The organism is Niallia sp. CD-39 (genome assembly GCF_059874745.1).
This window is the reverse complement of sequence record NZ_JCBCPS010000001.1, coordinates 942,377-954,819: the sequence shown is the minus strand read 5'-3', so window position 1 is coordinate 954,819 and position 12,443 is coordinate 942,377. Positions and strand designations below refer to the sequence as shown.

The following is a 12,443-nucleotide window of genomic DNA, read 5'->3' as shown; positions in this document are numbered from 1 at the left end:
CAGGGGGTATTCGTTGTGAAACATCGCTATTTACCGATGACAGAATCTGATCAACAAGCCATGTTAAAAGAAATTGGCGTTCGTTCAGTTGAAGAACTTTTTAGTGATATTCCTGAAAGTGTACGTTTTAAAGGAGAGTACAATATTAAGCCAGCAAAAACAGAGACAGCGTTAATAAAAGAATTAACGAAAATGTCGATGAAGAATGCTGACCTTAAATCAAACACATCATTTTTAGGTGCAGGAGTCTATGATCATTACGCTCCGATTATTGTTGATCATGTATTAAGCCGTTCTGAGTTTTATACTGCGTATACACCTTATCAACCTGAGATCTCACAAGGTGAGTTGCAAGCCATTTTTGAATTTCAAACAATGATTTGTGAATTGACAGGTATGGATGTAGCAAACTCTTCTATGTATGATGGAGGAACTGCGTTAGCAGAAGCAGCAATGCTGAGCGTAGGGCACACTCGTCGCAAGAAAGTGTTGATTTCAAGTACAGTACACCCTGAGTCAAAGGAAGTATTAAAGACGTATGCTAAGGGGCAATACGTTGAGGTCGTTGAAGTTCCGCATAAAGATGGAGTAACCGATTTAGATGCGCTAAAAGAAATGATGTCTGATGATATTGCGGCAGTCGTTGTTCAGTATCCAAACTTCTTCGGCCGAATTGAGCCGTTAAAGGAGTTAGAGGAAATCATTCATAACCACAAGGCGATGTATGTAGTATCAAGTAATCCACTTGCACTTGGCGCGTTAACTCCACCAGGTAAATTCGGTGCAGATATCGTTGCAGGAGATGCTCAAGTATTTGGTATTCCTACTTCATTCGGTGGCCCGCACTGTGGTTATTTTGCCGTTACGAGCAAGTTAATGCGTAAAGTACCTGGTCGTCTTGTAGGGCAAACGATTGATGAAGAAGGCCGTCGTGGTTTTGTATTAACTCTTCAAGCGCGTGAGCAGCATATACGCCGTGATAAAGCGACATCTAATATTTGTTCAAACCAAGCATTAAATGCACTGGCTGCATCAGTAGCAATGACTGCTCTTGGCAAACAAGGCGTGAAGCAAATGGCATTAGCGAATATGCAAAAGGCGCATTATGCGAAGAAGAAGTTCGTTGAGAAAGGCTTTGAAATTGTATTTGAAGGTCCTTCATTTAATGAATTTATTGTTAAAGTTAATACATCGGTAAAAACAGTAAATGCTGCATTGATCAAGAATGAGATTATTGGTGGGTTTGATTTAGGTCGTGAATTCCCTGAGTTAGAAAACCATATGTTGGTTGCTGTAACTGAATTACGAACAAAAGAAGAAATTGATACTTTAGTAGAAGAAATGGGGGATTATCGTGCATAAAGAAGATCAGCCACTCATTTTTGAATTAACGAAGCTAGGTAGAATTGGATTTAGCTTACCTGAGCTTGATACTCCAGAATTTGATTTAACGGAAATTCTTCCAGAGGGATATATGCGTGAAGAAGAGCCGAATCTTCCAGAGGTTTCTGAACTTGATATTATGCGCCACTACACAGCATTATCAAAAAGAAATCACGGCGTTGATTCTGGTTTCTATCCACTAGGTTCTTGTACGATGAAGTACAATCCAAAGATGAACGAAACAGCAGCACGCTTAAATGGCTTTGCTCATGTTCACCCATTGCAGGATGAAAGCACAGTTCAAGGTGCATTAGAACTTATGTATGATCTACAGGAGCATTTAGTTGAAATCACTGGTATGGATGAAGTGACGCTTCAGCCTGCTGCAGGAGCACATGGTGAATGGACAGGATTGATGATGATCCGCGCATTCCATGAAGCAAATGGTGATACGAATCGAACGAAGGTTATTGTTCCTGACTCGGCTCATGGTACAAACCCGGCATCCGCTACTGTGGCAGGATTTGAAACAGTTACAGTGAAGTCAAATGAAAATGGACTTGTTGACTTAGAAGATTTAAAACGAGTAGTTGGATCTGATACAGCTGCACTCATGCTGACAAATCCGAATACACTCGGCTTGTTTGAAGCACATATTCTTGAAATGGCTGAAATTGTCCATAGTGCTGGTGGGAAGTTATATTATGATGGAGCTAACTTAAATGCTGTTCTTTCAAAAGCACGTCCTGGAGACATGGGATTTGATGTTGTTCACCTTAACCTTCATAAAACATTTACCGGCCCTCACGGCGGTGGCGGACCTGGTTCAGGACCAGTTGGAGTTAAGGCTGATCTAATCCCGTTTCTACCGAAGCCAGTTCTTGTGAAGCGTGATGGACAGTATACATTTGATTACGATCGTCCACAAGCGATTGGCCGTGTGAAGCCTTATTATGGAAACTTCGGCATCAATGTTCGTGCATATACGTATATTCGTACAATGGGCCCAGATGGATTAAAAGCGGTAACAGAATATGCTGTGTTAAATGCTAACTATATGATGAGAAGGTTAGCGACAGCTTACGATCTACCATTTGACCAGCATTGCAAACATGAATTTGTATTAAGTGGAAAACGTCAGAAGAAGCTAGGTGTACGTACATTAGATATCGCTAAGCGCCTGCTAGACTTCGGCTACCATCCACCGACAATTTACTTCCCATTAAATGTGGAAGAATGCATCATGATTGAGCCAACAGAAACAGAATCAAAAGAAACGTTAGATAGCTTTATTGAAGCGATGCTACAAATTGCAAAAGAGGCAGAGGAAAACCCTGAAATCGTTCAGGAGGCTCCGCATACTACCGTTGTAGGGCGTTTAGATGAGACGCTTGCAGCAAGAAAGCCTGTATTGCGCTATATAAAACAATAGATGATCGAACAAAAGCTGTAGGGAGAAATATCCCTACAGCTTTTGTTGTTTTTCATAAAGCTTCCTTATACATAAATATAGACAAAGCCGGCTTCGACTTTGTCTATATTTTCAATGTATTTATTTCTTTGTTTTAATTTTTCCTGACCATTTTTTAAAGCCACCATCTAATTGGTATAATTCATTATAGCCTTTACGTTTTAGCATTTGAGCTGCACGGCCACTTCTCATTGCGCTTTGGCAGTATAAGTACACAGGCTTGTCAGGACGGAGCTCAATAAGTCTTGATTTTAATTGTGAAAGTGGAATATTTCTTGCTCCAAGTATATGGCCACCCTCAAATTCTTTTGGTTCACGAACATCGATTAATTGTGCTTTACGATAACCTTCACGAAATTCTTCTTCTGTTAACGTTTTCACAATTCTTTTTTGCATTAATTTAGTAACCGCAGAGTATACGATGACCGCACCAAGAATAATTAGTAGGAAATATAGTACATCCAACAAAGCTCCTTACCCCTTTCGAACATTTCATCAACATGTAATATTATATAAGTGTTTACTAGTAAGAGTAAAGAAAAACAGATGAATTTCTATCAAATATGTGATGAGTGATCAAAAAGGAGCCGATAAAGAAAGTAGTTAATTATTGGCGGTGGATTTTTTATAAAAAAAGAAGTAAGATGATGAACTTAGGGTGTTCAATTAATTAAATTGGGGTAAACAAATTACTAGAGTTTTTCGAGAAAATGGTCAAGGTTCGAAATAGGTTAAAATTCACCAATTCATTTCATTTGTTCACCATTTTCGTCAGATTTCTCGTTTTTCTAACGTATTTTATGTTTGACAAATTTATTATTATTTGACCTAAAATCAATATATAGTATGATTAAAAACTTTCGTCATACTATATATTGATTTTTATATGTGAATTATGATAACTTAAGATTATTCATAAAAACATCATATTGAGATTACATAATTTGTTTCAACTTGTAAGATGAGGAGAAATGAATTTAATTTAAAGGGGTTGGCACAATGTCTGTAGCACTTGGACAAACTTTGAAGGTTAATGTTGAAAGATTGAATCAAGACATCCGCTTGTTTCCACAAGTACATCCAATTACAGCGGAGATGAAAACAACACATAAAGGTGTATCACGATTAGTAATGCTCGATCGTTATACATTTAAAGACACAGAAAAAATCACTTTAACTGAAGGTGATTTTGTTGTGTTAACGGTAAAAGAAGATCCGAAATTCCCTGCTAGAGGGCTAGGATACATTAAGGAAATTGATTGGGAAAACAAAGAGGCGAAGGTACTAGTAGAAGAAGACTATCGCGGTGTTCTTGAAGATCCTGAAGAAGTGAGCACAGGTATCGTAAAAAAATCACTCGATGTGATCGAAAAGCCGCTTGAAATTTATTATGAGCAAATTGCCATGCGTAATGCGACGGGGCTTGCTTCTGTTGAAAAAACGGAAGAAAAAAGAAAAGAATGGTTTGAAAAGTTCTATCAGGAGCTTGCGGACTTAAACTTTATACCTGCGGGACGAGTTCTTTATGGTGCAGGTGCAGAGACAGATGTGACGTATTTTAACTGTTACGTGATGCCTTTTGTACAGGATTCTCGTGAAGGAATTTCTGAGCATCGTAAACAAGTGATGGAAATTATGAGCCGTGGTGGCGGTGTTGGAACGAATGGCTCGACACTACGTCCGCGAAACACATTGGCTCGTGGAGTGAATGGGAAATCTTCCGGATCAGTGTCTTGGCTTGATGATATTGCTAAGTTGACGCATCTTGTTGAGCAAGGTGGATCTCGTCGTGGGGCGCAAATGATCATGTTAACGGACTGGCATCCTGATATTATTGAATTTATTATTTCTAAAATGCAAAATCCGCGTATCCTAAGGTTTTTACTTGAAAACACAGAGGATGAAACGATTAAGCGTTATGCAAAAGAAAAGCTTAAATTTACTCCTTTTACGATGCAAGAGATTGATATGTATCAAGGGATTATGAACTATAAGACCATTCCAGGATTAGGTGGTTTTAGCGAGAGCATCATTAAGGATGCTGAGCAAAAAATTGCAACAGGCGGAACTTACTCTGTTCATAATTCTGAGTTCTTAACTGGTGCAAACATTTCTGTCTGCTTAACGAAAGAGTTCATGGAAGCTGTTGAAAATGATGCAGAATATGAGCTGCGCTTCCCTGATGTCGAGAGCTACGATGAAGCAGACATGAAATACTATAATGAAGAGTGGCATAAAGTTGGAGATGTGCGTGAGTGGGAACGTATGGGCAAAAAGGTACGCACATACCGTAAAATCAAAGCGAAAGAATTATGGAACTTAATCAATATTTGTGCAACATATTCAGCAGAGCCTGGAATTTTCTTTATTGATAATGCCAATGACATGACAAATGCAAGCAGCTATGGACAAAAAGTAGTGGCGACAAACCCTTGTGGTGAGCAACCATTAGCTCCATATAGCGTATGTAATCTTGCTGCTGTAAACTTAGCTGAAATGGCAGATAAAGAAAACAAAACCGTTAATTTTGAGAAGTTGAAAAAGACAGTCGAAGTCGGTGTGCGTATGCAAGATAACGTTATTGACGCGACACCTTACTTCTTAGAGGATAATAAAAAGCAAGCGCTTGGTGAGCGCCGAGTTGGTCTAGGGGTTATGGGCTTGCATGATCTTCTGATCTACTGTGAAACAGAGTACGGTTCTGAAGAAGGAAATCGTCTAGTTGATGAAGTGTTTGAAACGATTGCGACAACAGCTTATCGCGCATCTGTTGAGTTAGCGAAGGAAAAGGGAAGCTTCCCATTCTTAACTTCAGATGATCAAAGTGAAACAAATCGTCTTCGTAAAGCATTTACGGAAACTGGATTTATGGCAAAAATGCCTGAGGACATCAAGCAATCAATTGCCCTTCATGGCATTCGTAATTCTCATTTATTAACGGTTGCACCAACTGGTTCTACAGGAACGATGGTTGGGGTATCAACGGGGTTAGAGCCATACTTCTCCTTCTCTTACTTTAGAAGTGGAAGACTTGGAAAATTCATAGAAGTGAAGGCAGATATTGTTCAAGAATATTTAGACCGTCACCCAGGAGCAGATCCAGAACAACTGCCAAGCTGGTTCGTATCAGCGATGGAATTATCTCCTGAAGCTCATGCAGATGTTCAGTGTATCATCCAGCGCTGGATTGACAGCTCGATTAGTAAAACAGTAAACGCACCAAAAGGCTATACAGTTGAGCAAGTCGAAAAAGTATATGAAAGATTATACAAAGGCGGTGCTAAAGGTGGCACGGTATATGTTGATGGTTCCCGTGATTCACAAGTGCTTACACTAAAAGCAGAAGAAAATACATTTGATGACGTTGAAGAAGCTCCTAAGGAAAAAGTAAAACAACATGTTGTCCTAGTTGATACAATTAGTGACCTTCGTTCAACGGACGTAACAATCGGTTCTGAGGTTGGCAATACTTGTCCGGTTTGCCGTCAAGGTAAGGTAAAAGAAATTGGTGGATGTAACACATGTACAAACTGTAATGCACAGTTAAAGTGTGGGTTATAATTTTATATTAGAATGTGATTTAAATATAAGTTTCATAAAAAACAACCTTTTCGGTATTATAGCTGCCGTAAAAGGTTGTTTTTTTAATAGGAAGAGTTTGAATTTATCTTTGAACGCTATCTGGTCGTAGGAACGAACTGTTTGAATTTTTTCCTCTAAAAAGGAATGAAATAAGTTAAGTGTGTTAAGATGTAATTACCTAAAAATTATAAAAACTGATTTATAGGAATTTGAGTTTAGGGGGAGATTAGTATGGCAAATAGAAAAAATGTTATTGTGAAAATTGATAAGGGGATAACGTCTAACTAAAAGGTTATATAGCGTTCCCCACATTTGAAAGGGGAAAATTGTTTGAATCAAACATTACTAATCATTGATGCACAACAAGAATTAATAGATGGAAATCAAGAAGGTAAACAGATTATTAACAAAGAGCAACTTATCCAAAATATCAATATAGTAATAGAAAAAGCACGAGAGTCTGACGTTCCAGTTATGTTTGTGAGAGATCTTGATGTTTCAGATGGCGCGGGAAATGGATTTCAAATACACAATAAAATCAAAGTACCGACTGGAGCAAATATCTTTGATAAATCTGCAACGAATTGCTTTTATGAAACAGGACTTTTAGAGCATTTAAAATCACAACAAATCGAACACATCGTTATTATGGGCTGTGAAACACAGCATTGTATAGATAGTGCAGTCAGAACAGCAACGATTAGTGGCTTTGATGTTACATTAGTTGGTGATGGTCATTCAAATTTAGGCACTAATGATTTAAGTGCAGAACAAATCATAAAGCATCACAACAATACACTTCATGGTCATTATAATGTTGATCACTTTTCTATTGTTAGAAATTCAGAGGAAGATCTATTTATTCCAACTCACGATTCTTATAGGTAATATCATCCTAAAAACGGTACAAAGATTGTGCCGTTTTTAGACTTTTTATTAACTTGATAAGCTTATAGCTATGGAGCTTATTCCTTGGCAATAAGCTTTTTTCTTTTTTGTACTATTTTCAAGATTTTCTGCTTACACATGTATAAGATGGCATAGAGAGCAAGGAGTGGCTTGCAGGTGTATATCGATGGTGTGTTTTCGGGTGGAGGAATTAAAGGATTTGCTTTAATTGGTGCATATGAAGAATTACAAAACAGAGGATTTCAATTTAAGCGTTTAGCTGGCACAAGTGCTGGTTCAATTATTGCAGCATTGATCACCGCAAATTATACGAGCAAGGAAATGATTGATATGTTAGCAGAACTTGATCTTAAGGCATTTTTAGATGAAAGGTATCGGTTTATCCCATTTGCAATGACGAAGTGGGTGTTCTTGTTCTGGAGATTAGGTTTGTATAAAGGCGATGAATTGGAAAAGTGGATACGGGAAGCACTAGAGAAGAAGGGTGTACGTACTTTTGGGGATTTACCTCCGCAAAGTTTACGCGTCGTCGTGTCTGATCTTACAAACGGACGCTTAGTTGTGTTGCCAGATGATCTACCTCAATATGGATTGAACCCGATGAGTTTCTCTGTAGCTAAAGCAGTAAGAATGAGCTGTAGCATTCCGTACTTTTTTGAACCAGTCAAATTACAAGCGAACAAAAATACTTCCATTATGGTTGATGGAGGTGTATTAAGCAATTTTCCAATGTGGTTATTCGATAAAGAAAACGTAAAGAAAGTGCGACCGGTTATTGGTATTACATTGAGTACGAAATCGAATGAACGGGAGCCAGCGAAGATAAAAAATGCTATACAGTTGTATAGCGCATTATTTGAGACAATGAAAGATGCTCATGATGCACGATATATTTCTAGAAAGCATGCCCAAAACATTATTTTTGTCCCAACCGATGGCATACTAGCAACTGAATTTCAGTTAAATGATGAAAGAAAGAATCAATTGATCGAAGTAGGAAGAGAATCGGCAAAAAGTTTCTTTTCTAGGTGGAGTTATTAAAAATAGGGAGTAGTCTTCGACAAAAATGCCACAAAATGTGGCATTTTTGTCGACAACCGATTGTACATTCCTTCAAAAGAAATCAAAACTTACTTTCATGTTGTTTGAAAAACTCAAAGTATGTGCGGACGTTTTCCAATTCAGTCCACCTTGTTACGGTAGCAGGATTTTCATCAAGATTATAAATCTTTGCCTCTCTCATTGATAGCAGGAAGGGAGAATGTGTTGAGATGATGAACTGACAGCCAAAAAAACGAGCAGACTCTTCAATGAAATTTACTAGTTCTATCTGCCGTTTTGGAGAAAGGCTGTTTTCGGGCTCATCCAAAATATAAAGTCCATTATCACCAATTTTTTCGGTGAAATATTGAAATGCACTTTCCCCATTTGAATACTCTCTCACATTATCCATCAATTCACTTCTCACAAACCGGGACTGCGTTTTCTTTCTAGCTGTGTTCACTCTTTTTAATTGCTCATAATCTTCCATAGATCTCATTTGGAATTGAGAATATTTCACATCCAAATATTCCTCAAAAAGCTTTTCTCGTTTTTGGTCAATGCCCTCGTTTAGATTACGAATATTTAACATATAGTCAAATACATCGTCACTCGTAATAATCCTACTGTGCTCTGGAATGTCTGTTTTAAGCTGCATTTCACACATGTTCACATAGTCAGGGTAGAAATTAGATTTATTAAAGATAGAATCCCTAATGATTCCTGCTTTTTCAGCTACTACATTTAGTGCAGTAGATTTCCCTGAACCATTTCCGCCATATAAAATGGTCACTGGCTCAAATTCAATCCTATTTAAGCCCTTCCTTGATAAAATTTTGAATGGATAGTATGAGTCATAGCATGTTCTTTTGATTTCGATCAAAAAGTCGAATTCCATATCCTCATCTGGAAACAAAAAGGAATCTATAAAAACCATATTTCCCCCACCTTTAAAAAGTTGCATCTAGTTTATTCCTTTATAACAAAGGAATGTTAAACTTTGCAAGAGATCTAGAAAACGATGAGCACGAGCCTTTCATTGTACAATCATACAAAAAAGACCATTCCCTCGACTTGATAGTGAGAAAAATGGTCTTTTTCATTGATAAAAGTGTAAAGCTCTCGCATCAGAAGGAAGCTCGATTTCTTTTTTTGTTCTTTTTTCCTTCGATAACTGTTAGTTGCGCAGTTGATTTCGTTTTCGGCTTTTTAATTGATGTAAGACTTGCTTGGTTTGTTTTCTTTATTTGCGCAGTTGAGCCTTGCTGGAAACGTTTTTTTGATCTTTTCGCAGCTTTTAAATACGCACGCTGATCTGTGTTGGAAGATTTGCCAGAACCGCCGAGTCTTGTTATTAATAAATAAATTACCCCAACAAATGCCCCAATCATAAGTATATATTTTATGAAACTAAGTGGCTCAGAAACAACGTAGTAGAGTAAGCTTACAAGTCCGATCGCAATCACACCAAGAACGCTATATTTTACGATTTGATTCTTCATTCAAAGCCACCTCCTTTTTAAATGAATAAATCTTTTTATCTCAATCTATTTTTTCCAGAACAACATAAGATATTCATTATTAGGAAAATAATTTCGTTTTTATTATTTCTACAAAATAAGAAAAAAACCTCCACTTATAAATCGTCATTGAGATTTGATGCATGAATAGGTATAAATTTTCTCATCCTAATTTTATCTGATAAATGGGAAGGGGTCAAAATATGGGACAAGAACAACTTGAGCAAAACGACAAAGATAAACCGATGTCATTTATAATGCTAACAGCAATTACGGGCTTTTTTGGAGGTGTATTTTGGAGTGGGCTCGGCTACTTAGCACATTTGTTTTCATTCACGACCATTAGTCCTGGAATTATTCTTGATCGTTGGACAATGGGGGACTGGAAGGACGGCTGGTTAGGAGTGGTTGTATCCATTCTTCTAATTGGTGCAATTTCTGTAGGTGTGGCATTTGCATATTACTTTACTTTAAGAAGATTTCCTTCAATTTGGATTGGTGCCCTATTTGGAGCCATTCTCTATGGCGCTGTCTTTTTGGTGTTAAACCCTTTGTTTCCAACAATCCCACCTTTACTTGAGATGGAATTGAATACGTTGATAACAAATGCATGTTTATATATTTTGTACGGTGTATTTATAGGGTTTTCGATTTCGTTTGAGCAAAGTGAAATTAATAAGAGAAAAGAAAAAGAGAAGGCTGCACGTATTTAGGAACACGAATATGTGTAAATGAAGGATTCTGTGATAGAATAGCCTTATATCATATCAAGATGATAATGGAAGTTTATTGGTGAAGGAGAGAATGAACATGGGGAAAATTGATAAGTTAAGAGCTGGCTTTAAAGAAGCTGGTATTGATGGTTTATTAATTACAAGTGCATACAACAGAAGATATATGGCGAACTTTACTGGGTCTGCAGGGGTTGTGCTCATTAGTGAGGACAGAGCGTTATTTATTACTGACTTCCGCTATACAGAACAAGCAGCAAAGCAGTGTGTAGGATATGAGATTGTTCAGCATACTGGTTCGATTCCAAACGAAGTAGCTACACAAGTGAAGAATTTAGGCATTAAGAAGTTAGGTTTTGAACAGGATCACCTTGCTTATGCTGCATTCTTATCCTATCAACAAGCAGTTGATGCTGAGCTAGTTCCTGTTTCTGGCTTAGTTGAAAAATTACGCTTGATTAAGGATGCCCAAGAGATTAAGATATTAAAGGAAGCAGCGAAGATTGCTGATGATGCGTTTTCGCATATATTGACATTCATTCAAGCTGGTAAAACAGAGCTTGAAGTTGCGAATGAAATGGAATTTTTCATGAGAAAGCAAGGTGCTACGTCTTCATCCTTTGATATGATCGTTGCATCTGGTTATCGTTCAGCTTATCCACACGGTGTTGCAAGTGATAAAGTCATTGAAAAAGGAGATTTCCTAACACTAGACTTTGGTGCATATTACAACGGTTATGTTTCAGATATGACGAGAACAGTTGCTGTAGGAGAACCAGATCAAAAGTTAAAAGACATTTATGATGTGGTGCTTGGAGCGCAACTAAGAGGAATGAATGGAATTAAACCAGGATTAACTGGAAGAGAAGCAGATGCACTAACAAGAGACTACATAACAGAGAATGGTTACGGCGAATACTTTGGCCATTCTACTGGTCACGGCATTGGGTTGGAAGTTCATGAAGGCCCTGGCTTATCAAGTAAATCTGAGGTTGTTCTACAACCAGGAATGGTAGTAACTGTGGAGCCTGGAATTTATATTCCGGGGTTAGGTGGAGTTCGCATCGAAGATGATACGATCATTACAGAGGATGGAAATGAAACGTTGACATTCTCATCGAAAGAGTTGATTATTCTTTAATTTTGGGAGGATTACTGTATGATTTCAGTAAACGATTTTCGCACAGGTTTAACAATTGAAGTAGATAACGGGATTTGGCGTGTAATGGATTTCCAACATGTCAAGCCTGGAAAAGGAGCGGCTTTCGTACGTTCTAAACTTCGTAATTTACGTACAGGTGCGATTCAAGAAAAAACGTTCCGTGCTGGAGAGAAAGTTGGAAAAGCACAAATCGATAACCGTAGAATGCAATACTTGTATGCAAATGCTGATCAACATGTATTCATGGATAACGAATCGTATGAGCAAATTGAATTACCAGCAACGGCTATTGAATATGAATTAAAATTCCTAAAAGAAAACATGGAAGTGCAAATCATGCTTTACCATGGTGAAACAATTGGAATTGAATTGCCTAACACAGTAGAGTTAAAAGTAGTTGAAACAGAGCCAGGAATTAAAGGTGATACAGCTTCTGGTGGAACAAAACCAGCGATTTTAGAAACTGGCCTATCCGTTCAGGTACCATTCTTTATCAACGAAGGCGATGTATTAATCGTAAATACAACAGACAGCTCTTACGTATCACGTGCGTAATAGAAAAGTGTAAACGCATTGAACAGCCCAGACAAGCATAAGCCAAAGACCGAAAGAAATCCTGATTTCAGGAGGGCTTTGGCTTATGA

The 12,443-nt window shown here is 37.8% G+C and carries 11 protein-coding genes; 8 read left to right on the top strand and 3 right to left on the bottom strand.

Annotated features, from left to right (window positions below; translation table 11 throughout):
• The first annotated feature begins 15 nt into the window (after positions 1–15).
• Entirely contained in the window at positions 16–1,362 is a 1,347-nt protein-coding gene (gene gcvPA, locus AC6F34_RS04865) for an aminomethyl-transferring glycine dehydrogenase subunit GcvPA (RefSeq protein WP_500769501.1), read from the top strand.
• Positions 1,355–2,815 carry an aminomethyl-transferring glycine dehydrogenase subunit GcvPB gene (gcvPB, locus tag AC6F34_RS04860; protein WP_500769499.1) on the top strand — a complete coding sequence of 487 codons (1,461 nt, stop codon included), beginning with the start codon at positions 1,355–1,357 and terminating at the stop codon, positions 2,813–2,815. Before gcvPA ends, gcvPB begins: the two co-directional genes overlap by 8 nt.
• A 120-nt stretch (positions 2,816–2,935) precedes the next feature.
• Here the strand turns inward: gcvPB and AC6F34_RS04855 are convergent, their stop codons facing one another.
• A complete protein-coding gene (locus AC6F34_RS04855; protein WP_500769497.1) occupies positions 2,936–3,319 on the bottom strand; it encodes a rhodanese-like domain-containing protein in 384 nt (127 codons plus the stop codon).
• Between the two features lie 534 nt (positions 3,320–3,853).
• Here AC6F34_RS04855 and AC6F34_RS04850 point away from each other — a divergent pair.
• From AC6F34_RS04850 to AC6F34_RS04840, 3 genes are all read left to right on the top strand, one after another.
• Positions 3,854–6,415 (top strand): vitamin B12-dependent ribonucleotide reductase, encoded by a 2,562-nt coding sequence (locus tag AC6F34_RS04850; RefSeq protein ID WP_500769495.1) that lies wholly within the window; start codon positions 3,854–3,856, stop codon positions 6,413–6,415.
• Positions 6,416–6,766: 351 nt separating this feature from the next.
• Positions 6,767–7,324 (top strand): cysteine hydrolase family protein, encoded by a 558-nt coding sequence (locus AC6F34_RS04845; RefSeq protein ID WP_500769493.1) that lies wholly within the window; start codon positions 6,767–6,769, stop codon positions 7,322–7,324.
• A 177-nt stretch (positions 7,325–7,501) separates the two neighbouring features.
• A complete protein-coding gene (locus AC6F34_RS04840; RefSeq protein ID WP_500769491.1) occupies positions 7,502–8,386 on the top strand; it encodes a patatin-like phospholipase family protein in 885 nt (294 codons plus the stop codon).
• An 82-nt stretch (positions 8,387–8,468) separates the two neighbouring features.
• Here the strand turns inward: AC6F34_RS04840 and AC6F34_RS04835 are convergent, their stop codons facing one another.
• Positions 8,469–9,323, bottom strand: coding sequence for an AAA family ATPase (locus tag AC6F34_RS04835; protein WP_500769489.1), 855 nt, complete (start codon positions 9,321–9,323; stop codon positions 8,469–8,471).
• Positions 9,324–9,513: 190 nt separating this feature from the next.
• Positions 9,514–9,888, bottom strand: coding sequence for an SA1362 family protein (locus AC6F34_RS04830; protein ID WP_500769487.1), 375 nt, complete (start codon positions 9,886–9,888; stop codon positions 9,514–9,516).
• Between the two features lie 221 nt (positions 9,889–10,109).
• Between AC6F34_RS04830 and AC6F34_RS04825 the strand changes: the two genes are divergently transcribed.
• The 3 genes from AC6F34_RS04825 (at position 10,110) to efp (ending at position 12,354) form a co-directional block, all read left to right on the top strand.
• The gene (locus AC6F34_RS04825) at positions 10,110–10,619 is read left to right on the top strand and encodes a YqhR family membrane protein (protein WP_500769485.1); all 510 of its coding nucleotides are present in this window, start codon (positions 10,110–10,112) and stop codon (positions 10,617–10,619) included.
• Between the two features lie 97 nt (positions 10,620–10,716).
• On the top strand, positions 10,717–11,778 hold the full coding sequence (locus tag AC6F34_RS04820; RefSeq protein ID WP_500769483.1) for a M24 family metallopeptidase: 1,062 nt from the start codon (positions 10,717–10,719) through the stop codon (positions 11,776–11,778).
• A gap of 18 nt (positions 11,779–11,796) precedes the next feature.
• Positions 11,797–12,354 carry an elongation factor P gene (gene efp, locus AC6F34_RS04815; protein WP_500769481.1) on the top strand — a complete coding sequence of 186 codons (558 nt, stop codon included), beginning with the start codon at positions 11,797–11,799 and terminating at the stop codon, positions 12,352–12,354.
• Positions 12,355–12,443: the final 89 nt, after the last annotated feature.